The organism is Paenibacillus sp. RRE4, from assembly GCF_031844205.1.
In the GTDB taxonomy this organism is placed as follows: Bacteria; Bacillota; Bacilli; order Paenibacillales; family Paenibacillaceae; genus Paenibacillus; species Paenibacillus xylanexedens_B.
On record NZ_JAUZUT010000001.1, the window covers coordinates 280,595 to 305,556 of the forward strand.

At 45.7% G+C, this 24,962-nt stretch carries 22 protein-coding genes; 10 read left to right on the forward strand and 12 right to left on the reverse strand.

Features of this window, described 5'->3' with window-relative positions; all coding sequences use genetic code 11:
* Window positions 1–15: 15 nt before the first annotated feature.
* Complete coding sequence (locus Q9R46_RS01205; protein WP_145333164.1) at window positions 16–1,449, reverse strand: aspartate ammonia-lyase; 1,434 nt, start codon at window positions 1,447–1,449, stop codon at window positions 16–18.
* Window positions 1,450–1,783: 334 nt separating this feature from the next.
* On the opposite strand from Q9R46_RS01205, the gene Q9R46_RS01210 reads away from it, so the two are divergent.
* From Q9R46_RS01210 to Q9R46_RS01220, 3 genes are all read left to right on the forward strand, one after another.
* The gene (locus Q9R46_RS01210) at window positions 1,784–3,061 is read left to right on the forward strand and encodes a methyl-accepting chemotaxis protein (RefSeq protein ID WP_311278652.1); all 1,278 of its coding nucleotides are present in this window, start codon (window positions 1,784–1,786) and stop codon (window positions 3,059–3,061) included.
* A 263-nt stretch (window positions 3,062–3,324) separates the two neighbouring features.
* Entirely contained in the window at window positions 3,325–4,170 is an 846-nt protein-coding gene (locus Q9R46_RS01215) for a hypothetical protein (protein WP_311278653.1), read from the forward strand.
* Window positions 4,171–4,414: 244 nt separating this feature from the next.
* Window positions 4,415–5,122 (forward strand): stalk domain-containing protein, encoded by a 708-nt coding sequence (locus Q9R46_RS01220; protein WP_145333167.1) that lies wholly within the window; start codon window positions 4,415–4,417, stop codon window positions 5,120–5,122.
* Window positions 5,123–5,297: 175 nt separating this feature from the next.
* Here Q9R46_RS01220 and Q9R46_RS01225 read toward each other — a convergent pair whose 3' ends face one another.
* The gene (locus tag Q9R46_RS01225; RefSeq protein WP_311278654.1) at window positions 5,298–6,272 is read right to left on the reverse strand and encodes a ring-cleaving dioxygenase; all 975 of its coding nucleotides are present in this window, start codon (window positions 6,270–6,272) and stop codon (window positions 5,298–5,300) included.
* A gap of 242 nt (window positions 6,273–6,514) precedes the next feature.
* Between Q9R46_RS01225 and Q9R46_RS01230 the strand changes: the two genes are divergently transcribed.
* On the forward strand, window positions 6,515–7,291 hold the full coding sequence (locus tag Q9R46_RS01230) for a YwaF family protein (protein WP_311278655.1): 777 nt from the start codon (window positions 6,515–6,517) through the stop codon (window positions 7,289–7,291).
* 112 nt (window positions 7,292–7,403) lie between these two features.
* On the opposite strand, the gene Q9R46_RS01235 is transcribed toward Q9R46_RS01230, so the two are convergent.
* From Q9R46_RS01235 to Q9R46_RS01245, 3 genes are all read right to left on the reverse strand, one after another.
* Complete coding sequence (locus Q9R46_RS01235) at window positions 7,404–8,198, reverse strand: SDR family oxidoreductase (protein ID WP_311278656.1); 795 nt, start codon at window positions 8,196–8,198, stop codon at window positions 7,404–7,406.
* Between the two features lie 155 nt (window positions 8,199–8,353).
* Window positions 8,354–8,620 (reverse strand): YqkE family protein, encoded by a 267-nt coding sequence (locus Q9R46_RS01240; RefSeq protein WP_311278657.1) that lies wholly within the window; start codon window positions 8,618–8,620, stop codon window positions 8,354–8,356.
* A gap of 432 nt (window positions 8,621–9,052) precedes the next feature.
* On the reverse strand, window positions 9,053–9,712 hold the full coding sequence (locus tag Q9R46_RS01245) for a peptidylprolyl isomerase (RefSeq protein WP_311278658.1): 660 nt from the start codon (window positions 9,710–9,712) through the stop codon (window positions 9,053–9,055).
* Window positions 9,713–9,969: 257 nt separating this feature from the next.
* Here Q9R46_RS01245 and Q9R46_RS01250 point away from each other — a divergent pair, with 257 nt between their 5' ends.
* Window positions 9,970–11,181, forward strand: coding sequence for an MFS transporter (locus Q9R46_RS01250; RefSeq protein WP_311278659.1), 1,212 nt, complete (start codon window positions 9,970–9,972; stop codon window positions 11,179–11,181).
* A gap of 250 nt (window positions 11,182–11,431) precedes the next feature.
* Here Q9R46_RS01250 and Q9R46_RS01255 read toward each other — a convergent pair whose 3' ends face one another.
* The 3 genes from Q9R46_RS01255 to Q9R46_RS01265 form a co-directional block, all read right to left on the reverse strand.
* On the reverse strand, window positions 11,432–11,608 hold the full coding sequence (locus Q9R46_RS01255) for a hypothetical protein (protein WP_311278660.1): 177 nt from the start codon (window positions 11,606–11,608) through the stop codon (window positions 11,432–11,434).
* A 43-nt stretch (window positions 11,609–11,651) separates the two neighbouring features.
* Window positions 11,652–12,029: a hypothetical protein gene (locus tag Q9R46_RS01260; RefSeq protein ID WP_311278661.1), complete on the reverse strand. Its 378-nt coding sequence runs from the start codon at window positions 12,027–12,029 to the stop codon at window positions 11,652–11,654.
* Between the two features lie 133 nt (window positions 12,030–12,162).
* On the reverse strand, window positions 12,163–12,324 hold the full coding sequence (locus Q9R46_RS01265) for a hypothetical protein (protein ID WP_017690239.1): 162 nt from the start codon (window positions 12,322–12,324) through the stop codon (window positions 12,163–12,165).
* A 144-nt stretch (window positions 12,325–12,468) separates the two neighbouring features.
* On the opposite strand from Q9R46_RS01265, the gene Q9R46_RS01270 reads away from it, so the two are divergent.
* Entirely contained in the window at window positions 12,469–12,750 is a 282-nt protein-coding gene (locus tag Q9R46_RS01270) for a hypothetical protein (RefSeq protein ID WP_311278662.1), read from the forward strand.
* A 153-nt stretch (window positions 12,751–12,903) separates the two neighbouring features.
* Window positions 12,904–14,805 carry an ATP-binding protein gene (locus tag Q9R46_RS01275; protein WP_311278663.1) on the forward strand — a complete coding sequence of 634 codons (1,902 nt, stop codon included), beginning with the start codon at window positions 12,904–12,906 and terminating at the stop codon, window positions 14,803–14,805.
* A 60-nt stretch (window positions 14,806–14,865) separates the two neighbouring features.
* Here the strand turns inward: Q9R46_RS01275 and Q9R46_RS01280 are convergent, their stop codons facing one another.
* Both Q9R46_RS01280 and Q9R46_RS01285 read right to left on the reverse strand, forming a co-directional pair.
* Window positions 14,866–15,111 (reverse strand): NHLP leader peptide family RiPP precursor, encoded by a 246-nt coding sequence (locus tag Q9R46_RS01280; protein WP_123063138.1) that lies wholly within the window; start codon window positions 15,109–15,111, stop codon window positions 14,866–14,868.
* A 25-nt stretch (window positions 15,112–15,136) separates the two neighbouring features.
* Window positions 15,137–16,114 (reverse strand): hypothetical protein, encoded by a 978-nt coding sequence (locus tag Q9R46_RS01285; protein ID WP_311278664.1) that lies wholly within the window; start codon window positions 16,112–16,114, stop codon window positions 15,137–15,139.
* A 215-nt stretch (window positions 16,115–16,329) separates the two neighbouring features.
* On the opposite strand from Q9R46_RS01285, the gene Q9R46_RS01290 reads away from it, so the two are divergent.
* Entirely contained in the window at window positions 16,330–17,064 is a 735-nt protein-coding gene (locus tag Q9R46_RS01290) for a hypothetical protein (protein WP_311278665.1), read from the forward strand.
* 142 nt (window positions 17,065–17,206) lie between these two features.
* Here the strand turns inward: Q9R46_RS01290 and Q9R46_RS01295 are convergent, their stop codons facing one another.
* Both Q9R46_RS01295 and Q9R46_RS01300 read right to left on the reverse strand, forming a co-directional pair.
* Entirely contained in the window at window positions 17,207–18,448 is a 1,242-nt protein-coding gene (locus Q9R46_RS01295) for an acyltransferase (RefSeq protein ID WP_311278666.1), read from the reverse strand.
* Window positions 18,449–18,564: 116 nt separating this feature from the next.
* Window positions 18,565–19,590 carry an LCP family protein gene (locus Q9R46_RS01300; RefSeq protein WP_311278667.1) on the reverse strand — a complete coding sequence of 342 codons (1,026 nt, stop codon included), beginning with the start codon at window positions 19,588–19,590 and terminating at the stop codon, window positions 18,565–18,567.
* Between the two features lie 367 nt (window positions 19,591–19,957).
* On the opposite strand from Q9R46_RS01300, the gene Q9R46_RS01305 reads away from it, so the two are divergent.
* Complete coding sequence (locus tag Q9R46_RS01305) at window positions 19,958–21,694, forward strand: methyl-accepting chemotaxis protein (RefSeq protein ID WP_311278668.1); 1,737 nt, start codon at window positions 19,958–19,960, stop codon at window positions 21,692–21,694.
* Window positions 21,695–22,030: 336 nt separating this feature from the next.
* Window positions 22,031–24,952, forward strand: coding sequence for a glycoside hydrolase family 9 protein (locus Q9R46_RS01310; protein WP_311278669.1), 2,922 nt, complete (start codon window positions 22,031–22,033; stop codon window positions 24,950–24,952).
* Window positions 24,953–24,962: the final 10 nt, after the last annotated feature.

Below are 24,962 nucleotides of genomic sequence, written 5' to 3' on the forward strand. Positions count from 1 at the left end.
ATAAAATCAGTGTGTTTACATGCGCTCCATGTTACGCAGGAAATGTTCTCCGGCAATCCCCGGCGTGGTCATCTGTTCTGGATGTAAAATCTCTTCCAATTCTTCAGGAGTCAGCAAACCTCGCTCCAGAATAATTTCTTGCAGGGTCATGCCGGTTTTCAATGCTTCTTTTACAATGGAAGCAGCTACGTTATAACCAAGATGCGGGTTCAAAGCAGTCACGACACTAAAACTTTGTTTCATGATTAGCTCGCAACGCTCCCGATTGGCTTCCATCTCTTCCACGGCGTAACGTGTAAACACATCAATTCCGTTATTCATAATCTTCAGCGATTGCAGCAGGTTAAATGCAATAACCGGTCCCATTACATTCAGCTCGAATTGTCCGGCTTCACAAGCCATGCAAATCGTGTGATCATTTCCCATGACCTGGAAGGAGACTTGATTGATCACCTCTGCCATGACCGGATTGACTTTACCAGGCATAATGGAAGATCCCGGTTGACGAGGCGGCAACAACAATTCGTTAAATCCGGCACGCGGGCCTGAAGCCATCATACGGATGTCATTACAGATTTTGGACAGGCTGACGGCACATACTTTCAGTGCGGCTGAGAGTTCCAGGTACGCGTCTGTATTCTGTGTCGCGTCAACCAAATCATCTGCGGTCTGTAGCGGCAGGCCGGTCACCTCCGACAAATACTCGGTAACTTTGACGATATATTCCGGTTTGGCATTGAGTCCTGTACCTACAGCTGTTGCACCCATATTAATCATAAGCATACGTTTATTGGCATATTGAAGACGTTCAATATCCCGTCCAATCACGCGCGCATATGCGCCGAACTCTTGTCCAAGTCGGATAGGCACGGCATCCTGAAGGTGGGTACGTCCTACTTTGACAACATCGTTGAACTCAATCTCTTTTTTGTGGAAGGCTTCCTGCAGTTTTTTCATCGTACCCAGCAGGGTCTCCGAGAGCTGATAAGCCGCAATGCGCAGCGCCGTTGGCACAACGTCATTGGTAGACTGAGACATGTTTACATGATTGTTCGGATTACAGTGGAAGTAGTCTCCCTTGTTTTTGGTTAACAGTTCAAGTCCGCGATTGGCCAAAATTTCGTTGATATTCATATTCATGGAGGTGCCTGCACCGCCCTGAATGGAGTCTACAATAAAATGATCGAGATGATGGCCTTTCATCATTTCATCCGCTGCCATGATGATGACTTCCCCAATCTTGTTTGGGAGCATTTTCAGTTCCATGTTCGCCATCGCCGCCGCTTTTTTAACAGCAGCCAGTGCCGTGATCAGTTCGCGGTGAACCGGAACACCGGTAATCGGGAAGTTCTCTACAGCCCGCACCGTCTGAATTCCATAATACGCATAAGCTGGAATTTCTTTTTCGCCGATAAAATCTTTCTCCGTCCGTGTGGACATAGTAGACATCTCGTTCGCCTCCAGTGGCATCATAAAAATAGTTCGGCTCCAGCGTTGCTGAAGCGCACTCAGTATATCATTTAAGCAAAATAGATGCCAAGCTAAATGATTCTTTCGTTGAAACCGATAATAATTTAAATTGGGGAATTTTAAATTTCATATCATGAATTACAGTAACAGGGGAGGGATACCTAAGCTTGTCTTATTCATTATGAGCTTTATGGTATGAAAGTCATGCATGAACGGCTTGTGAAAGGTAAATAGAGCGTTTTCAGTGATGTTTGTCACATGAAATTTGGTACAAGATTGGTAAAATAGGAAAAAAGGACTACGGGGTGCGAACATGAAATGGACTTTAGGGGCAAAGACTGTCGCAGGTTTGGTACTAATTTCAATTATTACGTACGGAACTAGCGGCTTTTTTATTTTCTTTGTAAAAGATTGGATTTTGCTTGATATGCCAAACTGGCTGTACATATCTATCATTTTGCTTATGGGAGTATGTTGGAACGGGATTCTCGGCTGGATTGCTTCCCGCTATCTGACTCGTCCGATTGTTCAGCTGTCTCGTGCAGCGCAGCAGGTATCTTCCGGTGATCTTACGACGGAGATTCCGCAGCGCCGTACACAAGATGAGCTTACCGTATTATATGATGCGTTCAACGTAATGGTTTCTAATCTGAGAAGTATCGTGAACGATATTGCGGAAAGTACACGAACGACCTCTCAGAACGCACAGTCATTGAGTGAAGCCATTACGCAGGCAGCAGAACAGATCGAGATGATGTCTGAGGCTGTGGATCATATTGCGGTTGGCGTAGAGGATCAGAAAGTGACTTCCCAGCATTCCCTGATTACTGCGGATGAGATGTTGAATGATTTTCAAAAAATGCAACATCAGTCTATAGGTATGACGGAACTGTCTGGTAAGATGGAACGTTCGGTGGGTCATACAAAAGAAACCTTCTCATCATTGATGAAGGGCATGGATGAACTGGCCGAGTCTCACAATCGTTCCCGTGATATTATGCTACTCTTGGAGAAGGAAGCTTCCGATATTGAAGTGATCACGCAATCGGTCAAAAATATTGCTGAAGAAACAGGGTTACTCGCATTGAATGCCTCAATTGAAGCGGCGCGTGCAGGAGAAGAGGGCGCAGGATTTGCCGTTGTAGCGCAGCAGATTCGCAAACTTGCTGATGAGAGTAAAGATTCCGTGCATCGTATTAATGAACTGATCAGTCGCGTTCAACAACGAATTCGGGAAACCGTGGAGCTGAGCCATGAACAGCATGGACTGGTTGTGAACGAATCAGAACGAACGGTTTCCGTTGATCAGACGTTGCTTGAATTGACAGGCACGGTGGAAGTGTTTATGCAAGGCGCCCATGATATTGGTTCCAAAATCGCTGAGCAGACAGGGCGTGTGGAGCAAACGCATGGTCATGTGAAGAAGATCCAGGGGAAAGCCGGGTCTTTCTCTGATGAAGCGAAGCGCATCATGGATGCCGCGCATGAGGAGACCGCAATCATGGAGGAGATATCCTCTTCTGCAGAAGAGTTGAGACAGTTAACAGATCGATTACTCGATAAAACTAAAGCATTCCGGATGCAGCCTTGAGCTGCTTCCGGAGTGTTTTTTATTTTCCGGGAAATCAGGGCATGCCTGCGGGAAACTTTCTTGCTTGGAACGAAAATTCGGCAAAATCCGCTTTCTTCAGCGATTGCAGTCACGCCCTAGTTTATTATGGATAAAGACGAACGTTTTTTCGTGTGATTGAAGGTTTGTAAAGATTTTTTAAGAAAGATTAACAAAATTGCAACGCGCGGGCGATAAATGAAGATATAATAGGATTATCACAACAGAAGAAGGAGCCCAGTATATTGAAAACTTGGACAGGTATCCTGCTGATGATTATTTTGGCGGTGGCTACACTTTCGGTAACTTCAACTGCCAAAACGACAAATGAGTCGCAACAACAGCTTAATATAGATGAATCATCCAGCCAGGCCGCAACGGTCGAGGCTTCCCATATAGATCGAATGAATGATGCAGTGAACAGCAACAAAGAAATGATGCCAGTTAAAGCAGATGATGTTTCGGTGGCACCGGAAAATAACGATGTTCGAGTGTACCCAATGAGTATTGGGGGCTCGGGATATATATATAATGGCCTTGTGGTTGAGGCAAACGGCAAAAAACGTGAATTTAGTGATTGGAGAGCAGAGGGGGGATCGTACAAACCTGAAGTACATGAACTGGATTTGAACGATGACGGTAAAAAAGAGATTGTGGTGTTGTATTCAGAGGGACACGGCACCGGAATTTATCTAGGTCAGGCATACATTCTTGATCCGGCTTCACTGGAAGTAATGAAGATGCAGTCTCTGGATGACATTGTGAAAGAACATGTACAATCCAAAGTGACTGAAACCTCTGATCAGATTAAGATCGATATTACCGTGGATGGGGTTCCGGCCGAGTCCTCCAATGTGGAGAAGGGGGCAGGTGGTGGCCTCTACAATGATGAGCTGCAATTTGGTCGTGTGACTTATTATAGTGTCGAGAATGGCAAGCTTGTTGTTTCTTCATCGGGTGCATATGGCGAAGGGTTGTATGCTGGCGATTTAACGTTTGGCTATGTGTTTCGAAATGGGGAATGGAAGGCGAACGACTTGAAATATAGTATGGAAGTATATGAAGAGGAATACTACGAATCATTTGATTGAGTAAAGGCTGGAATGGTGTTGTAGCAAGAGGTCTTAGATGTAAATACCTAATAAAATATAGGACATGCCATGGCAAGCGTGACCATTGAATGGGGCTGAAAAAAAAGGAGTGACTACAGCCTCATTTTGTGCTGTCTTGAAACAAAAAAAGTTGCGAAAAAATGCTGAAAACAATTGACATTCATGCTTTAGTCGTTTAAATGTATAAAGGACAACTCATTTTAAACGTCTGGGAGGGAATTTGATGAAGAAAAAAGTCGTACTTGGTTTAATGGTGGGAACATTGACACTCGGTATTGGAACAGGTGCACTGGCAGCTACAGGCTTGGAACAAATTAAGGCATATCTAAACAGCAAAATTACGTTGAAACTAAATGGCGAGACAGTGACAGCCAAGGATGCGAATGGTAAGACGGTACTGCCAATCACATATAACGGAACCACATATCTGCCGGTTCGGGCAGTAGGTACGTTGCTCGGAACAGAGATCAATTATGACGGTGCAACTTCATCCGTCCTCATCGGTGGAACGAATGGGTCTGCGCCAGTAACAAACACAAAAGTAACGCTGAGTGCACTTGGAACTTCCGTACTGGGATCTACCGCTTGGCACACCAAAGATCCTAAGGATACCACATACAAAGGCAAAGATTACAAAGATGTATATCTGCATAATGACCCTACAAAACAGGGCGATGATATCCAGATTAATACGGGGAAAAAGTATTCTTCTCTTCACTTGGAACTTGCCGCGCTGACGGGAAATCAGGAGATTCATATCTACGATCAGGATCTCGCGACACTTAAAAAGTTCAATATCACTCCGGAAAACGGTATGATGAGCTTAGATGTAGATGTGAAAGGTACAGACGCTGTCTATGTCGAGATCGTATCTGAAGATCCGGGTTCAGCCCTATTTGTACCGCTTACAACGTCATATCTGACCAAGTAAAACAGAATGAATAAGTTTGCCACCTTGCATCATAAGGGGAAGGCAAGCATAAGCATAAAAAAACGATGCTCCGCTAGGCAAGCCCTGAAGCGAATCCGGTTTTCAGAGCTGCCTGGTTAGCATCGTTTTTCGTTTTGAATTGAGTATTTGTGGACTTACCCCACAACCATGAATATTAGCGGATCATGGTATCCAGCGGTTTCAGGTTTGCTTCGATCTCAGCGCGGCGTCCTTCCAGGAACGGAGGTAACGCGAGTGATTCTCCAAGTGTGGCGAAGTCCTCGTCCGTATCGAATCCGGGTCCATCTGTCGCAAGCTCAAACAGAATACCGTTAGCTTCACGGAAGTACAGGGAGCGGAAGTAGAAGCGGTCTACAAAACCGGAGCTTGGGAATTGGAACTGATGAACTCGGTCAACCCATTGTCTTAATTCTTCCTCATTGTCTACACGGAAAGCGACATGGTGCACACTTCCGCGTCCTGGCCGTTCTTGCTCCAAATCATTGCGTTCCTCCAAATGAACTTCTGAACCGCTACCGCCTTCGCCAGATTCGAAAATAAGCACATCAGGCTGACCTGGAGTAAATGCAGGATAGCTACCTTTCGCTCTAAATCCAAGCAGTTCGGTGAGCACAGGTGTAGTGAGTGAAGCATCCCGCACAGTCAGATGAATTGGGCCCAGTCCAATGATGCCATACTCCGCCGGCACAGGGCTTCGATCCCAAGGTTTGCCCCCGGCGACACCCGAGTTATGTTCATCGGATACGAGAATCAGCCGCATACCTTCAAAGTCTGTGAATGCCAGCGTCGCACGACCTCCGCGTTGTACAATCTCGCCGTGAGGTACTTCATATTCATCGAAGCGCTGTGCCCAATACGCAAGGGCTGCATCACTTGGCACACGAAGTGAGGTGGCAGAGATGCTGTTTACGCCTTCGCGTGTGCGTCCAGCCATCGGAATTTCGAAGAAGGTGAGCTCTGTGCCGGGATTTCCTTTTTCGTCTCCATAGAAAAGGTGATAGACCGAAACGTCATCCTGATTGACCGTTTTTTTGATCAGACGAAGGCCCATGATGTCCGTATAGAAACGGTAGTTTTGATCGGCATGTGCGGTAAGCGCGGATACGTGGTGAAGTCCTTTGATTAACATAATATATTCCTCCTAGTTAGAGATAAGGATTTAATTTCGGCTAAAATTGATGCGTTATTTAAAGTTACTAACTTTTTGTATGTTTTGTTCTTGGTTTTATCTTAACATAAAGATATTTAAAATACAATACTTATTTGAATGAAGCTGGACAGGTGTAAAGATCAGTGGCAAAATGAAAAAGTTACCAATCACAATAGAAGAAGTCACCTCTATTAACCAGAATAAAAGGAGAGAAGAAAGGCATGGCCTATCCACCTTGGCTTGACCCGTATGACGCAGAGCCTTTTGCAGCATTCTCGACTTCACATATTGTAGCGATGATCATTATTTTTGCACTTGTTATCCTGTTATTTCTTTTTAGGCATCGTCTTCGTTTCATGTCTGAACGCTCAAGCAGGCTCATGCGCATCGGTCTGGCAGGGTTTATGATCGGTTGTGAGATTGTTCTGCAAATCTGGTATGTGTATGGAGGAATTTGGAGTCTGCAGACATCGCTACCGCTGGAGCTGTGCAGTCTGTCGTTATTATTATCAGCGTTGTTATTACTGACACGCCAAAAATGGTTATTTTCTGCCTTGCTTTTTTCAGGTATTGCAGGTGCTTTGATGGCTATAGTTACGCCGAATCTCGGTTATGCTTTTGCTCATTTCCGCTTCATTCAATTCTTTGTTGCACATGCGATGATCATTCTTGCTCTTCTCTATATGACTTGGGTGGAACAACTTCGTCCTGGATGGCGATCTGTTGCAGGCTCCATGATATTTGTAAACATTGCTGCGCTCATGGTATACGGTTTGGATGTGTTACTCGATGCGAATTATATGTTCCTGAGACATAAACCGGGCACACCGTCTGTGTTAGATATGCTTGGGCCTTATCCGGTCTACATTCTTGGAGAAGAGATTCTGGCTCTGGTGTTATTCTCCTTGTTGTACCTTATGCTCTTTGCCATTCCCGAGTGGCTGAAGCGTGCTATTGGCAAAAAGGAAAAGCAGCCGCAGACGTATTCCAAAAACTAAGTTTCCTGAATCTGAGTTTTAATTAAGATAACCCGCAAACATTCTGATCATCCAGAAAATTTGCGGGTTTGTTAGATTTCTGTCACCCGGAGTGGGCGTGTAAATAAATAGCTCATCCACGCAGAAGGGATTCGGCACCATCCACATAGATTCGTGTGCCTGTTACATGAGAGGCTTCATCTGAAGCGAGGAACAGTACCAGATTGGCGACTTGCTCCGATGTTCCTGGTTCACCCTTGAGTGGGTGCTCATGCCCTTCGGGAAACTCCACTGGAATCTGAACATCTTTCAGATCATCCGATGGATACGTATTGTCATCAATATTGGTATCAATCGCGCCTGGACAAACGGCGTTGACACGAATCTTGTAACGAGCCAGCTCCAGTGCCGCCATTTTGGTGAAAGCCGTTTGACCTGCTTTGCTGGAAGCGTATGCAGAAAATCCGATGCCGGAGAATACCCGGTTGCCATTAATGGAACTCGTAATGATAATACTGCCGCCGCGCTCTTTCAGATGAGGGATGGCATATTTCACGGTTGCAAACGTGCCACGCATGTTAATCTCCATCGTCTGATCCCAATCTTCGATGTTCATCGTTTCAATTGGAGCCATGGCGCCATTAATTCCTGCATTAGCAAAAACGATATCCAGCTTGCCTGCTTCGGTTGCCGCCTGGTTTATCGCTTTCTCTACATGTTCTGGCTTGGAGATATCACATTCAATCACATAAGCTTCGCCACCAGCTTTTTCAATAATCTGTTTTGTTTCCTCTGCGTTCTCGGGTGTGCGATCCAGCATATATACTTTGGCTCCGTGCTCGGCGAATCGAATTGCAGAAGCTTGACCAATACCTGAACCGCCTCCAGTAACAATTGCTACTTTGCCTTCCAAACGTTGTTCAGCCATTCATTGATCCCTCCATGTATGAATTGTCCTTGAACACTCTATTTCTAAATACCCGACATGAGGGGGGTGAATCATATGTATACATATAAAAAAACAGAGCCCTGTTCGGACCCTGTTCCAGAGGTAGCATTGGGGCTCTCTCATTGCTCCCCTGATTACTTATGCTTCTTCCAGTCCATGGAGCTGTTGTTCAGCAGATATTCAAAGTCATTGTCCCGGCGCTTCTGCTCCGCCTTGCGAGCTTCCTCTGCCTGTAAACGCTCCTGCTCTTTGCGCTGTGCTTCGACAGCTTTGGCTTCGTCAGCCTGAGCTTTTAGCTTTTCGAGCACATCACTGCTCAGCAAATCTTTCAGCGTGGTCGGTTGGTCTTGATTCTGAGCCCGAGCCTTGGGTGCTGGAGTATGTCTTTTGGATTTTGCCACTTGGAAAATCTCCTTTCGAAACATGAATCATCATCCATATCGTTATGGTAGTCATAGTATATCAGGTTCGTATTGTGCATTCCATGAAGTTGCTGAGAAGATGCAGGAAAAAGGGCATGTCACGGCGAATGAAGACAGGTATAAAACCATATAATGGTACCGATACTACGACTATTCCCTGAAGAAAGGAGTCGTTGTTCGTGGAAGCAAACCGTAGTTTGTTGAAAGGGCTTGCATGGGGAATGGCATTTAGTTTCCCACTGTGGATTGCGGTTATCGGGTGGCTGAATTTATTGGGATGGATTCATTGAGGTGTTCCCGCGGCCGAAAAAGAGGTTTGATCCAGTGATTTATGTAAACGTTATCATTAAATAAGCTCTGCTCTGCGCCACATGCACAGAACAGAGCTTATGTTTGTTCCTAGAAGAGAGGTTATTTCGTCTCCTCTGTAATCTTCACAGGTTCTGGATATTCGAGTCCGTGGGTATCAACGGTTACTTTTTTCATGACTTGGTCCGTAACCGGCTTGTCTCCTTCGCCGATTTGTTGCGCCGCTATACCATCAACTACGTCCATTCCTTCGGTCACTTTACCAAAAGAAGCATAGGCGTTATCCAGATGGTCTGCATCAGCCAGCATAATAAAGAATTGGGAACCGGCTGAATCCAGATTGTCTCCTCGAGCCATCGAGATCACTCCGCGCGTATGCTTCAGATGATTTTTGTGACCGTTAGAAGTGAATTCACCTTTGATCGCATAGCCTGGTCCACCTGTACCTCTGCCATCAGGATCACCGCCTTGAATCATGAAGCCCGGAATAACTCGATGGAAGATCAGACCATCATAAAAGCCTTTGTTCGCCAGGGAGATGAAATTGTACACCGTATTTGGCGCGATTTCTGGATACAGTTCAATGACGATCTTCTGTCCGTCCTGCATTTCAATCGTTGCCACAGGGTTAGGACCCTCTGGCGGAGCTGGAACCGGGGTTTGCGCAGCATTGCTTGCCGGGCGGACGCATCCGCTCATAACGATCAACAGCATCGCAAAGACAAGCGAGACTGCGGTTGTTTTTTTCCACCGTAAAGACATGAATAGGTTCCTCCTTGGTTCGTTGTTATAACGAATTTCATCCAATATAGTTTGGTTAATTCTTCAACTATCATACCGTTTCCAGGCTTAGAATGGCAATGCAAGCCGTGTTAATTCGGTGAACTGGGGATGGTCATCATAAGAGCATGGGTGTAAAATAAGGAAAATGCTTCCGCATCAGGGGGACGTACGGGTCTGTTCCGTCCGCTCCAAATACGGCAGTCCCGGCGTCAGTTACGGAAAGGACGGGCGGGTATATGAACTTCTCGTGGAAGCGTAATCTGATCATTTTATGGGTCGGTGTCTTTTTTTGCAGTACGGCGTATTCGATTTCTATTCCGTTTTTGCCCTTATTTCTAAGCAGTGATCTGGGCGTTCGCAATCATTTGGAGTTCTGGGCCGGACTTTCGTTTGGTATTACGTTTCTTGCAAGTGCACTTGTATCGCCCTTCTGGGGATCATTGGCAGATAAATATGGGCGCAAGCCGATGTTAATTCGTTCAGGGTACAGCTTGGCTGTCCTGTATCTGATTAATTTTTTTGTACAAGATCCGTATTCACTTATTGTTGTCCGACTGTTCCAGGGGTTACTTGCCGGATTTGTTCCTGCAGCGATTGCTCTTGTGGGCACGAACACACCCGAGGAGAAGACTGGATATGCTTTGGGCATCATGTCCACTGCTGGAGCAACAGGGGGGATTATCGGTCCACTGATTGGCGGTCTTGTCAGCCACTATTATGGCAACCGGAGTGCGTTTCTATTTTCTGCGATCGTCGTACTGGTGTCTGCGATCATTGCAACCTTCTGGGTCAAGGAAGAGAATTTTAATCGGAATAAGGCTCGTTCGTATGTCATGGATGATATCCGTGAAGCGAGAGCAAATCGTGTGTTTGTGACTGTACTGGGTATGATGGGCATATGTACCTTCTCCGTTATGATTCTGGAGCCGTTATTGACGGTATATGTCATGGAGATGGGCGTTCAGACAGATCGGGCTTCCTTAAGCTCGGGGATTATTTTCTCGGCGGTAGGGGTGGCGACGGTTATCATGGCTCCCCGCTGGGGCAAGCTTGGGTCAAGGATCGGTTTTGGAAAAGTGTTAGTGATCGGACTCATTGGCGGCGCAGTAGGCAATTTGTTGCAGTTTTTCACTACAGGTTACGTTGCATTTGGCATCTTGAGATTTGTCTACGGACTCTTTTTTGCGGCTGTGTTTCCTGCAATCAATGCGATGATTGTACAGGTGACTGAACCGGCATTTCGGGGACGTGCATTTAGTCTGAACCAGTCCGCGGCCCAGATCGGAACGATGGCAGGACCGATTATCGGCGGTGTCCTTGGCGGCTGGCTACCGATCCGCTGGATATTTATCATTAACGGTCTTGCACTTCTGGCTACTGCTATAGTGGTCAAGTGGTCCAGACTGGAGCACAAGCTCCCGGGAGTGGCTAAACCAGTGGAGAAGTGACCGTTGCAATGGCAATGGTGAACCGGAGAGCACTTGGTTTAGCTATAGATTTTGAAATCAGATTTTGTGAAGTAATCGTTATAATTATGGGAAGAAGATGACGCTGGAAATGCAATTGTCATCTTCTTTTTTATATAGCTTTGAAGTGAAAATAAAAGAACCCCCTTCTTAAGGGGGCCTCCAGCATCACTTTATCACATGCAACGTAACGTTTACGCATACATATCTTTTGGAAATCAGTTCATGAGATTTACTCGGAGGTCTGTTCATCGGGAATGGCATGTTTGATCGCATCGCGCTGATCTTCATCTTCCAGTGCATCGGGGAAAGAATCTTCTGTAAAGAGGCCAAAATCAGGATCGATATCCCGCTCGGTAACAAGGTTCTTGTGTTCTTTAACCTGTTCTTCCTCATTGTTTTTGGTCATGTCAGCACCTCCTCGTATCAAAATACGCAAAACAAGGCGTCTACTAACGCGGTGGCAGGATATTCTGCTGGGGTTTGGCGTCAGCTCCAGCCCCGTTTAGCAGATCTGTACCATGCAGGGCATCGGGGTCGGGTGCGGCAGGATCAACCGGGCTACCCGGTTGCACCAGATCTGCATCAGGTACAGATTCCAGTGGAGTTTCCGCCAAGCGGGATTCCAAACCTTCTTCGTCTACAGCCGATGCAGCAACGGGTGGAAGCTCCGATTCTTCCATTTCAATTTCAATGCGACGCCCAGAAACTTCATCAAAGGTATCCATGTCTCCTTCGGGCACTTCGGTTTCAGGTGGGATATCACGTGACCTCTGGTAACGGTCATAATAGCGATCGCTTTCCGCGTTGCTAATAGGTTTATCAGACATCATCAGCACTTCCTTTCATAACTTGTTTAAGTACAACGAATACAAACATTGTAATGCCATCATTTCAGCATTTTATCGTCATTCCAAGCATGATATTGTCCCCCTAAACAGACTAGGTTATGTCAGGATTTCGTTAAAATTTCGGAAATACATATTTCACAAGGAAGTAGAGAAATCCAAAAAAGATAATGATATATGCGGCATATTTAATAAATGTAGAGGCGACCATACTTGAATCCGATTTGTGCTGTACATCCTTATGTTCAACTTCTACCGTGCGATGAGGCTCATTCATGATAATCATCTCCTTGTTTAGTGAGTTTGCTTTGAAAAACCATTACACATGATCCACAGGATTGAATCGTGTCAGCTGTTTTTACAGCATTTCTTGTTTTGCCTATGTTATGATGAAGCATGACTACTCAAGGAGGGGTGTAGCGTGGACTGGTACACATTAGGCAATATGATTACACGTATTCGGATTGGACAGAAAGCGTCCACACCCGGGTTTTCTCGTACAGTCATCCGTCGTCCGGATGGATTGTTCTGGGTTGGCGGTATATGGTCTGGACAAGTCGTTCAGTTACGCGATTTTTTGTTTTCTGATATATGGACCATTTACGATGATGAAGAAACGGAGCAGTGGTTGGAGTTTCGTACAAAAGTGGAACAGAAGGAACGTGAAATGATCGAAAATCAGTTTGAGGACCTGCGAAGTTAACGGTTTTTATAACAATAAAATGGAAAAAGGACTATAAATCTACTTATATGTGAATTTTAAATTTGTGTAAGAAGGTGACATCATAAACGGTGGCGAATTGATATGGTGAGGGAGAAATGAAGAAGCGAAAATAAAAACTTTGAGGTGCTGTGAATGAGAAATGTGCCCAAAGCTATTATCATCTTGTGGATGACGATATGCACGATTCTGTGTATGCCGCATGGACTTGTGCTTGCCGCACCAGAAGAGATTCAGCAGCCTGTAGCCATTACAGGATGGGAAGTGAAATGGGGGAACGCTGGAGATCAGGGCTTCATTAGTGAGGTTATGGGCCAGGATGAAATATGGGAGAAACGGAGTACTGAGCGAATTGTAGACAGTACTAAAGAATCATCAAGTTCTTTGTGGACACGTTTGACAATTCCCCGTTTACATGACGGAAGTTCAGCGATTCGCTTCGAAAATATTAAAGGTACTCATATTGTGATCTATCTTGAAGATCGGAAAGTATATGAGAATTACCATTATAATTACGACAATAATGCCGTTTTTTTACCGCTATCTGCAGAAAATTCGGGAAAAACACTCTATGTTTGGGCGCAAAATGAGAGAGGGTGGTTGGGCATTCAAGGCGATGTCCAGGTCGGACCATATGCCATGCTGCAGGAGAAGTATCTCCATAATGGGTTAATGGATATCATTTTGGGTTCAACTTTTGTATTTACCTCGCTTATTATGCTGAGTTGCACATTTTTTCTGGGTCAGTTTCATAAAGGACTATGGATATCACTGTGTGTCGTGATGGGTTCCATCGGGACAATGGTGATCACTTATTCTCAATTCCTGTACACCTTCTATCAAGTGTATGGTGACCTGTATTCTATTCTGTTTGATTTGGCCATGTTACTCGGCATGCCTGCACTTTGTTATTTCTTTGAACAAGTTATTGGCCCCGGTGTACACGGGATATTCACCAAATTAAGGAAGGCTCAGTGGGCCTATTCCATCGTTTCTGTGTTTTCATTGTTTGTATACGTGACATCGGGCGGGCAATGGGATCTATTGTACAGTCTTCTTGTACAGCATGTGGTGGGCATTATACTGGTTATTGTGCTGACCATCCTGTTGGTTGGTACGATAGCCCGGGCGCTACAACGTAACCGTGAAGCGATCCTGTTAGCAGTTGGTTTCGGCACCTTTTCGTTGATTAGTGTCATGGAACTTCTTTGGTACTATCAGCGAAGCGGGGCATATCACCTCCTCTGGTGGAAGTGGTCGATGGTTGCATTTGTCATCTCATTGATTGCTATTCTTGGTAGCCGGTTTGCGGAAAAACATAACAAAGTGCTAGAGTACTCCAAGGAACTGGAACTATTCAACAACGAGTTACAGCGATCCGAAAAGATGGAGATCATTAGCGAGCTTGCTGCTTCGGTTGCTCATGAGGTACGTAACCCGCTTCAGGTGACGAGAGGATTTCTTCAGCTTATGACAGAGCAGGAGGATAACAAGAATAAGGGGTATGTACGTATTGCATTGGAAGAACTCGACCGGGCTTCCGGCATTATTACGGATTTTCTGACTTTTGCAAAACCGGAATTTGACCACATTATTTCATTGAATATTTCGGATGAATTTGATCATATTGAAGGTATACTGGTACCGATGGCCAATCTGGAAGGTGGAAAAATTACAACGGATATCCCGCCTAATATTTATATTCGTGGCAATTCTTCGAAGTTCAAGCAGGCCTTTATCAACATTATTAAAAATAGTATTGAAGCGTTTCAGGGAGGACAAGGTCAGATTGATATCTGGGCATACTCACAGGATGGCAAAGTTAAAGTGCATGTAAGAGATAATGGTGAAGGGATGAGTGAGGAAGCGTTGTCGCGACTGGGAGAACCGTACTTCTCCAATAAAATCAAAGGCACTGGGCTAGGTATGATGGTTACCTTCCGCATCGTGGAAGCGATGAATGGACAGATTAGTTTTACAAGCACAAAAGGGGTAGGAACAGAAGCTGTTGTATCTTTTCCCGAGTTCGTTAAATGACGGACTTGGAGAAGATACCCAGTTTAATGTTCTACCCCTGATTTTTTTATTTAGCCAAGATTAAAATGATCTCCACGGTCCACAATTGACGTCATAATTGACTTTGGAAGGGTTAGGTGGAATGACCAGAACATAATCATTTTGTTGCTCCTCAACTGTGCGAATCTTGATATGATCAGGAATCGTAATACCAAACGCCTCGCGAAGTGCCTGCTTAGGATTAGAATGGAGTTGTTGTCTGAAGTGCTCATCTGTCCAAGCTTTCTCAATAATATCCTCATGCAACGTTTTTTCTGACACCATCATCGTCAACATTCCCTTCGTATTTAAATTAAACTGAATCGGCTTGTTCCGTATTAGAAGGTCCGGATTGTGGTTCGCTGATCCAGTAGTGAAACCCACCTCGGTAAAGTCTTTTTTTACGTTGTTCTATTTCCTGAATAGCTTGTACCAATGAGTTGCACAGATAAGAATTCAGGGCAATTAGTTGTGACAACGCTAAGTTAGAGGATGCTATGATGTCATTGAATTGTCGAGCTAAGTCTGCATAACTGTTCATCAGCTGTGAGTTAGATACATTGTTGTGTATAGATTCGTGAAGTACATGACTCGTCGGATATTCCTGTCGGAGAGCTGTGGATAAGTGAGAGAGGTAGCTATTGTAGTTGCCGTGTACAGCATCCATTTTCGTGTCTGTAAAGTCATCTGTCATCTGCAGGGTCATGAGAACGATATTCAGTGCACCGCAGACCGAAGAGATTCGTTCTGGTTGCTCTAGTAAAATCAGGGAACCGATGACTCCTAATTGTGTTGGTGAAGCCTTCTGGGCGATGAGAAGCGGGTTATGCTGAAAATAATCCACGTGTAATTCACCGTTAACGCTTACTGCCCAGTCCTGAAGAACCTGTCTGAAATGGTTCCAGAAGACAGAAGAGGGTTCAAATAATGCATTATAGACTTGAAGAGCATCCACATAGCAAAGGTTCCCCAAAGATAACTTCAGCACGGCATCCTCAGTTGGCTCATCCATGACATCATCCAGATTAAGAAAATACATCATGTGTAACAGGCAAGCTGTGCTAAGCTGATGAGCTTGATCGGACGGGAGTCCCTCTGTGTATTGCATCCATAGTGGAGTGATGTAACCGATGCAACTGTGTCCCGGATCTCCCCTGAAGGGGTTGAGCAAACGGAGTTGTTCAAGCGCATGCCCTGCCAGTGAATCAGGGTATTGCCGAAGACGCTCTTCAACGGAATCAAACACGGCCTTCACGTCAAGCATATACGGATCTAGCCATTCTCGATGCATGATATGAAAACGTCCCTCCTGCATTAAATGTTGGAATATGCAGTAAGATCAAGAAGTTAAATACAGTATAGCTTAAGTCAGTTGAAAAAAATAGGATTTTTTGTGATCATTTGTGAAAAATTTGATGACATTTTGGATTTTATAGCATAAAAAGTTGTAATTTGGGTTCAGACTAAGAGGGCAGAGGATATCGAGACAAGAAAGGTGGATAAAGAATGAAGATAAATTGGAAATCATGGCTGGCCGCCAGCGCTGCTGTTATCATTTTCACTGTTGCTTCGGGCCAGATAGCTTTAGCTGATCCCGCTTCTCCTGCGGAGCAGCAAGATGAAAACCTGGCTGAATCTGCCGGTGGAAACCATAAGCCTTGTATGCAGGCGGGCCATGGTTTGTTTATGATCGGAGAAACAGCCGATTTGCTGGGAATTGGACTCCGTGATTTGAAGCAGCAGATGCAACTTGGGAAGACCTTAACCCAGATCGCGAAGGAACGCAAAGGTTTCAGTGAGGAACAGTTACTGCAAAAACTAAAGCCCACGCTGTCAGAGCGCTTGGATCTGGCCGTGAAAGAAGGCTGTCTCACCAAGGAACAAGCTGCAGCAGCGAAAGCCAATATGGATGTGAAGCTAAAAAAGGTAGTGAATACCCCGCTTGCCGAATTACGACGTGAATTTACGCACCATGGGAATCATTCCATGGTAGATAAAGGGGCAATAGCGAAATACATCGGGATTACACCTGAACAATTGCAAGAACAACTGCATGCGGGCAAGTCTTTGGTTGAAATTGCGCAAGCGAAGGGCATCAGTGAAACACAGCTCGTGAATCAGTTAAAAGAACAATTAACAGGTGATCTGCAAAGGTTTGTTCATCAAAAACGGCACGGTCATTCCATGCCAGTTCATCCGGGACACGTGCCTGGTCGATCCACCTCAACCGGAGTGAAATGATCGACTTCATAGAAGAAGATGACTGACCTACTGAGCAAGATGAGAAAGAAATGCAAGAGCGTCCTCCGCAGGGGAGAACGCTCTTTGTTTGCTTTGTAAAAACCACCCTATGGTGTTAGGTCTATCCGTTTGTCTTTTCGTTTTAATTTTTGGAAACCGATCCAAGGGGCGGATTTTGATTCGGGCGTCTTCCAGTACCCGCTAATGGATCACTAAAAGAAGAAGCTTGCCTAGCCTTGCTACGTGTCAAGCCAACCATGAAACGAGAGCCTGGCAATTTGGATAATGTGTAGCTAATGCCAAGAGCGGTCACAACGGTGACTATGAATGAGATTATTGTTACAGGCAGATGCCAACCGCTAAGATGTAAGGGTCTGGTTACATATGCGATGGCATAAATCACTAATGCATGGACTAAATAACCGCCGAAGGAATAGCGCCCAATCCAGGTGAGCAGACGCTGAAACCATAGGTTTTTACCATGTAGCAGAACAAGAAAACCGTAGAGCATAAGCATCTGAGCCATAATACTGATGAATGTACTGGGTTTTAGATACGTAGAGATATTGAGGTTCATCGTATCTTCCGACCCGCGCAGTACAGCGTACCCCATCCAGATATACATCGCGACAAAGACTGCAATCATGCAAGGGAGCGCCCTTATCGTCCAATTCCTCCAGCTTTCCACCGTCCAGGCACATACCGCGCCAAGGAAAAAGTAGAACCAATACATGAGCCATGAATATGAACGATATTCCAGCATGCTAGACCAGGGCTCTGGCCACCATTGTGTCCAGTCAGCCATATCATAATAAGACCATTTCATAAGCCAGAGATAAAATAGGGCTGCCACGAGTATGATGGTTAACGTTACCTGTTTAGGCGTCAAACGTTTGAGCTTATCGAGCCTTTTACGAACAGCATGAGCCCCCGCGAGAAATAAAGGAAACAGGATATAAAACTGGAACACCATCAGCACAAACCACAGGTGATATCCCGTCTGAGGTATAAATAACTCATGTACAAAGCTTCCCAGATCCGGCATACCGGAAGTCCAGAACGTAGGAGTAAACACACGTACAGCTAACCAGTAGATGAGCGTCCATATGAAGAAAGGCATATATATATCACCAAATCGCTTCCGGATGAAGCGGGGATAATCCGGCTTCGTATGGCGGTGGTGATAGAACAGCAACACACCAGACAGAAATACAAAAGTAGGTGTGCCAAACCTTGTCAGATGATAAATCATGGTCAGCATCACGGAATCAGGTTGCTCAATGTCTGGTCGATAGATGTATTCAGCAATGTTATGTTGCATGACGATAGCCAGAAAAGCTAATCCGCGAAGTTCGGTCCATTCGGCTATTTTCGGCTTTTTCATTTACATTCCTCCCTTATGTAGCCAGGGTCATCATATAAGACTACCCTCCAAACATTAAGGCTGCATTAAATGCCGAAAAAAGGAACTAAAAAAGGACGGCCTAAGCCGTCCTTTTACTAATTATGATGTGAGACTCCCTCCTGTGATTCTCCAGTTGCTGAGCCATCGGAAGGAGAATGGTTATCTTCTTCAAATAACTTTTGAATATAAGCTTGAAGCTTGAGCACATTCACACCTAATACCTGAGCAGATCCAGCCCGCTCATTGGTAAGTAACTTGTTCGGTGGAATCTGTTGCTGGTCGATCTCGTTCACACGAATATCAAAGCCAAGTGAAGCGAGCTTCAACATTTGGGTTGGGCTTAGATCGGTTTTGATATAAGGAGCAATGGCTTCCAGCATCTCAGGGATTTTAAAGAGCGAAGTGGTGCTCTGCATCTTCTTGGCAAGTTCGGTCATGAAGATGCGCTGCCGCTGCGTGCGTGTGAAATCGGAGGTTGCATCATGCCGGAAACGAACATACTGGAGGGCGGTCTTGCCGTCCATATGTTGCAGCCCTTTTTTCAAATCAATATCATACATGTGTTTATCCGCTTTGCTCGTGTAGTACATATCTTTTTCCACATCAATATCAATACCATCCAGCGCATCAACGAGAGCCATGAAGCCTGTAAAGTCCGTGTAGACATAATGTTGAATCGGTATACCGAGCAGGTTGCTGACCGTCTGTTTGGTTAATTCTGCTCCGCCGTAGGAGAAGGCAGCGTTAAGGCGGCTTTTGCCATGGCCCGGGATGTCAACGTAGGTGTCGCGAAGTACGGAGAACAGGTGGGCCTTTTTGGAAACTGGATCAATTGAAGCGACCATCACCGAGTCTGAACGCCCTGCGTCATCCCCTCTCGAGTCACCACCAATCAATAAGATATTTACTCTCTCTTTGCCGTCCCATTTTGGAATGACCACTTTGGGTGTATCGGAGCTTTCCGTACTGTTCGAGGCATTACTAGAATTAGGCGAATCGCTAGATGCGGCGGTCGAAATGCTATTGGCAAAATGAACGATTGAATATCCGTAGTAGACAATGACACCTGTTACAACAAGTGCCAAGGTCAGGGCTGTACCCCATAACCATTTTTTAATCATAATCTCACCTTTCTTATGTAGAACTGATAGACACCCCAAACTAGTTTAACAAAAAGAAAGTAAAATGTCCTCTTTGATTCCGAAAATACGTTTGAAATCAATATTGTTTTACAAATGGTCTGTTAATTGTGGTTGAAACACTCACTAAGGAGTTTTATAACTTTTTTGAAAAATGTCCGACCTTCCGCAGGCTGTGCATTTCTACTTCTGTTAGCCAATTGAAATTACCGTCTGTTGAATATACTTATTTCATTGTTAAGAGAAATTTTCTTGAGATTAAGATTTCACATATTCACTCAAAGAATATCTATGTCGATATATTATTTAGATGTACTAGTTTATTGGGGGAAGTTGGAGGAGTGGAAACATGGGAAAAATGCGAGGTAACGCTTCGGGGAAAGTGAAATTTTCGATTCGTGGCAAATTATTAACAGGCTTTTCGATTGTTCTGGCTTTGCTTATCTTTGTTAGCGTGTATACACTAACACAAGTGTTTACAATGGCTGACAAATCCAGGCAGATCGACCAGAGTGCGATGCCAAGTGTAACCTTGCTTGGGATTATGAACGGTGATATATCGGATGTCGAAAGACTGGGACTTGCGGTCATTGTAGAACAGAACCCAAGTGAAACGGAGAAACTGAATGAAGCTTTAAAAGTATTGCTCGCTAAAATTGAAGATGAGCGTAAGCAACTACTTAACTTAATTAAGGGTGATCCTCAAGCAGAGCAACTATACGAACAGTTTTCTACGAATTATGATTCTTATTTGCAAAAAATGCCCGAATTCATCGAATATGGTCTGAAAAATGATTATGCTACATCCAGCATGCTACATACAGCAGCTTATCCAATGTGGTATACAGCCAACGACCTGATTACTCAATTAATTAATCTTGGCAATAGCGCAGCAAAAGAACTTTCTGCTGAATCTGTTAAGCTGGCTGACAATGCTTTTAAAATCATTCTAGTTGTAGCTATCGTTGCAACATTGTTATCCTTATTCATAGCCCTCTTTATCGCGAGTATGATCTCTCGTCCGGTTAAAAAGATGAGTGAAGCTGCGGCAGCGATTGCTGGCGGTGATCTGACAGGTGAGGCAATCACATTGAAGAACAGAGATGAGCTGGGTGTCTTGGCAACCTCCTTCAATACCATGAGTCAAAATCTGCGTTCGATGATTCAATCCGTATCGGAAACATCGGAGCAAGTTGCGGCTTCATCCGAAGAGCTTCTCGCAAGTGCAGAGCAAAATGCAAAAGCTTCGGAGCAAATTACCGAAACGGTGGAAGAATTGTCTGTGGGAACATCGAATCAGGTTGATATCGTGAAGCGTTCTTCGCAGGCGATGAATGAGATGGCTTTGGGTTCAGAACAGATTGCTGAACTGGCTCAAAGCGTATCCGTATCTGCTGTGGACGCGGCGAATCAATCGTCGGAAGGGAACAAAATCATTCAGCAAGCGGTTGAACAGATGGGATCGGTTCGTAACTCCATCGCTTCCTTGAGAGAATTGGTCACAGGACTCGGCGAACGTTCTGCCGAGATTGGTACGATCACCGAAGTGATCAATAACATCGCCCGGCAAACGAATTTGCTGGCTCTGAATGCAGCGATTGAAGCCGCAAGAGCAGGGGAGCACGGTAGAGGTTTTGCTGTCGTTGCGGGAGAGGTGCGCAAGCTTGCGGAAGAATCCTCCGCTTCTGCCCAACAGATCTCAGAGATTGTTCAGCTGATTCAGCAGGATACGAATCATGCTGTAGAGGCTGTGAAGGTAAACAGTAATGAAACAGAAGAGGGCATTGAATTGGTTGCTGCAGCTGGACAGGCATTCGAACAGATTTCCGACGCTGTCAACAAGGTAGCCGGGGAAATTCAAGAGGTATCCGCCGGTTCGGAGGAGATGTCAGCTAGCACCAATGAGGTTGTAAGTTACGTGGGTCAAATCTCCAATATTGCTTCGGAAGCCGCGGGTTCTGTACACAACGTATCTGCTGCAACCGAAGAGCAACTGGCTTCGATGGAAGAGATTGCTTCCTCAGCTGGATTGTTATCCAAAATGGCGGAGGAATTGCAGGGACAAGTGAACAAATTCAAAGTATAGATTGAAAAGCAGATCGTCAAAAAGGCTGTTTCTCCCCGGCATATCCGGTGCAGAAACAGCTTTTTTGTCATATCACGCTGATCAAGTCACAACAATGTTATTCCAGAAGTCACCAATGTTGATATTTCAAGTCAAACAAACGGCTATAATGGTAATTAATGGTGGAAATTACATTGAGTTACCACCATGGAGAGGAGAGCGGTCACTCAGAATATTGGGAAGCATTCATCTGGAACTTTCGAGAAAAGGAGATGAACGTGATTTATGAAAGGGCGCTGGTGGAGACGCGTTGCTATGGTAACGTTATCGGCAGGACTTCTCGCAGGGAGCTTTTCTATGAATACAGGATTACGTCAGGCGGATGCGGCCGCCGGAGATCATAACTATGCCGAAGCACTTCAGAAGGCCATTTATTTCTATGAAGCGCAACGTTCAGGCCCGTTGCCTGCCAACAACCGGGTTGAATGGCGAGGAGACTCGGGAATGCAGGACGGAGCCGATGTCGGTGTGGATCTGACTGGAGGCTGGTATGATGCTGGAGATCATGTGAAATTCGGTTTTCCGATGGCAGCTTCGGCAACGATGCTGGCCTGGTCTGTCGTCGAGTATGCAGATGGCTATGAGCAAGCTGGACAACTGGAGGAAATCAAGGACAATATCCGGTGGGCAACCGACTATTTTATGAAAGCGCATACGAAGCCAAACGAATTGTGGGGACAAGTCGGAGGTGGCAACACGGATCATGCTTGGTGGGGACCTGCAGAGGTGATGCAGATGAACCGGCCTTCGTTCAAGATCGATGCTTCCTGTCCGGGAAGTGATCTGGCGGCAGAAACGGCTGCTGCACTTGCTGCGGCGTCTATCGTATTTGCGGATGATGATCCAACCTACTCGGCGAAGATGCTTCAGCATGCGAAAGAACTGTACAACTTTGCAGATACATATCGGGGAAAATACACCGATTGTATTACCGACGCTGCTGCATTTTATAATTCGTGGACGGGATATGAGGATGAGCTTGCATGGGGCGGAGCATGGCTTTATTTAGCCACTAATGATAACGCTTACTTGTCCAAGGCGATGGCAGCTGCAGATCGGTGGTCTACAACCGGAGGTTCCGCGAACTGGCCTTATACCTGGACACAGGGCTGGGACAGTAAACATTACGGTGCCCAGATTCTGCTTGCCCGAATCACCTCCGGTTTGAACATGCCAGAGGCAACAAAGTTCATCCAATCAACCGAGCGCAATCTCGATTACTGGACGGTTGGCACGAACGGAGGGCGTGTGACCTACACCCCGGGCGGATTGGCGTGGTTGGATCAGTGGGGTTCACTCCGATATACGGCGAACGCAGCATTCATTGCATTCGTGTACTCCGATTGGGTTAGTGACCCTGTGAAAAAATCCAGATATCAAAATTTTGCGACTTCACAGATGAATTACATTTTAGGAGATAATCCTCGTCAGAGCAGTTATGTTGTGGGATACGGAAAAAATCCGCCACAGCATCCGCATCATCGTACCGCTCATAGTTCATGGATGAACAATGAAGATATTCCGGCAAATCACCGTCATATTTTATACGGCGCCATGGTGGGAGGACCCAATGCGTCAGATCAATATACGGACGATATCTCGGACTATGTGAGCAATGAGGTGGCGACGGATTATAATGCTGGCTTCACGGGTGCACTTGCCAAGATGAATCTGCTCTATGGACAGAATCATCAACCTCTGGCGAATTTCCCTGCTCCTGAAGTCAAAGGTGACGAGTATTTTGTAGAAGCTGCTGTTCGGTCATCAGGCTCCAATTATACGGAAATCCGAGCATTGCTTAACAATCGCTCAGGCTGGCCTGCACGAATGGGAGATCAGCTTTCCTTCAAATATTTCCTCGATTTGAGTGAAGTGTATGCTGCAGGACGCACCGTATCCGATGTTCAGGTCACGGTATCCTCTACTGAAGGTGCAACCGTTTCTCAACCTGTCGTCGTGGATGCCGCCAAACGGATTTATGCGATTACAGCGGACTTCAGTAATACCAAAATTTATCCGGGAGGAGAGGGGAATTACCGCAAGGAAGTTCAGTTCCGGATTACGGGACCGCAAGGGGCATGGAATCCAGCAAATGATCCTTCATACCAAAACCTGACGACAGGCAGTCCGGTAAAAAGCAACTATATTCCTGTCTATGATGCCGGAGTGAAGGTGTTTGGACAGGAGCCGGGCGTTACACCTGTGACTGTTCCAGCCGCACCCTCTGGAGTGCAAGCTTCGCCTGGCAACAATCAGGTGACGCTGAACTGGGTTGCCTCTGCAGGGGCTGTATCGTACGCGGTAAAGCGTGCCGAGGTTAGCGGAGGCCCGTACACAACCGTTGCGACAGGTGTAAATGGATTGACTTACACCAACACAGGATTGACGAATGGCCAAACGTATTATTACGTGGTGACCGCCGTCAATGCCGCCGGGGAATCACCAGCTTCCGTTCAAGTGGTCGGGACACCGCAGGCAACTTCAACTGTGCCAGGTACGCTTACCTTAAGTGGAACAGCAGGCAATAATCAGAACGTGCTGTCATGGACAGCGGCATCTGGAGCTGCCAGTTACAAGGTACAACGTGCTGCTGCCAATGGTACGTATGCGGATGTAGCGACCGGGCTAACGGTGTTGACCTACACGGACACGACAGCCCTTAATGGAACTTCGTACAATTACCGGATTGTTGCCGTAAACGCAAGTGGGCAATCGTTATCTAACGTGGTTGTACTGACACCATCCGGACCGCCTGTGTCCACAGGTGCGCTGGAAGTGCAGTATCGAAGCGGAGGGTCCGGGAATTCGAGCAATGCGGTAACCCCTCAGTTTAATGTGAAAAACACCGGCACACAGCCTATCGATCTAAGCACGGTGAAAATCCGGTACTACTTTACCAAAGATGGCACAGAGGATCTGACCTTCTGGTGTGATTACGCCGTGGTGGGCACAGCCAATGTGCAAGGAAAGTTTGTGAACGTGAACCCGGCGAAAGGAACGGCGGATACGTATCTGGAGATCAGTTTTACCTCTGGAGCGGGAAGTTTGGCAGCCGGAGCAGAAACGGGTGTGATTCAGGGACGTTTTTCAAAAAATAACTGGAGTAACTTCGATCAGAGCAATGATTACTCCTATGATGGTTCCAAGACTGCTTTTGTTGCATGGAACAAAGTGACCGCGTATCAAGGCAGTACCCAAGTATGGGGACTGGAGCCGTAAAGCAAAGAAC

Coding starts and splice junctions, on each gene's coding strand:
- Q9R46_RS01205 (WP_145333164.1), bottom strand. CDS start 1,449: ATGTCTACTATGTCCACACGGACGGAGAAAGATTTTATCGGCGAAAAA.
- Q9R46_RS01210 (WP_311278652.1), top strand. CDS start 1,784: ATGAAATGGACTTTAGGGGCAAAGACTGTCGCAGGTTTGGTACTAATT.
- Q9R46_RS01220 (WP_145333167.1), top strand. CDS start 4,415: ATGAAGAAAAAAGTCGTACTTGGTTTAATGGTGGGAACATTGACACTC.
- Q9R46_RS01225 (WP_311278654.1), bottom strand. CDS start 6,272: ATGTTAATCAAAGGACTTCACCACGTATCCGCGCTTACCGCACATGCC.
- Q9R46_RS01230 (WP_311278655.1), top strand. CDS start 6,515: ATGGCCTATCCACCTTGGCTTGACCCGTATGACGCAGAGCCTTTTGCA.
- Q9R46_RS01235 (WP_311278656.1), bottom strand. CDS start 8,198: ATGGCTGAACAACGTTTGGAAGGCAAAGTAGCAATTGTTACTGGAGGC.
- Q9R46_RS01245 (WP_311278658.1), bottom strand. CDS start 9,712: ATGTCTTTACGGTGGAAAAAAACAACCGCAGTCTCGCTTGTCTTTGCG.
- Q9R46_RS01250 (WP_311278659.1), top strand. CDS start 9,970: ATGAACTTCTCGTGGAAGCGTAATCTGATCATTTTATGGGTCGGTGTC.
- Q9R46_RS01255 (WP_311278660.1), bottom strand. CDS start 11,608: ATGACCAAAAACAATGAGGAAGAACAGGTTAAAGAACACAAGAACCTT.
- Q9R46_RS01260 (WP_311278661.1), bottom strand. CDS start 12,029: ATGTCTGATAAACCTATTAGCAACGCGGAAAGCGATCGCTATTATGAC.
- Q9R46_RS01265 (WP_017690239.1), bottom strand. CDS start 12,324: ATGAATGAGCCTCATCGCACGGTAGAAGTTGAACATAAGGATGTACAG.
- Q9R46_RS01275 (WP_311278663.1), top strand. CDS start 12,904: ATGAGAAATGTGCCCAAAGCTATTATCATCTTGTGGATGACGATATGC.
- Q9R46_RS01280 (WP_123063138.1), bottom strand. CDS start 15,111: ATGATGGTGTCAGAAAAAACGTTGCATGAGGATATTATTGAGAAAGCT.
- Q9R46_RS01285 (WP_311278664.1), bottom strand. CDS start 16,114: ATGCATCGAGAATGGCTAGATCCGTATATGCTTGACGTGAAGGCCGTG.
- Q9R46_RS01290 (WP_311278665.1), top strand. CDS start 16,330: ATGAAGATAAATTGGAAATCATGGCTGGCCGCCAGCGCTGCTGTTATC.
- Q9R46_RS01295 (WP_311278666.1), bottom strand. CDS start 18,448: ATGAAAAAGCCGAAAATAGCCGAATGGACCGAACTTCGCGGATTAGCT.
- Q9R46_RS01300 (WP_311278667.1), bottom strand. CDS start 19,590: ATGATTAAAAAATGGTTATGGGGTACAGCCCTGACCTTGGCACTTGTT.
- Q9R46_RS01305 (WP_311278668.1), top strand. CDS start 19,958: ATGGGAAAAATGCGAGGTAACGCTTCGGGGAAAGTGAAATTTTCGATT.
- Q9R46_RS01310 (WP_311278669.1), top strand. CDS start 22,031: ATGAATACAGGATTACGTCAGGCGGATGCGGCCGCCGGAGATCATAAC.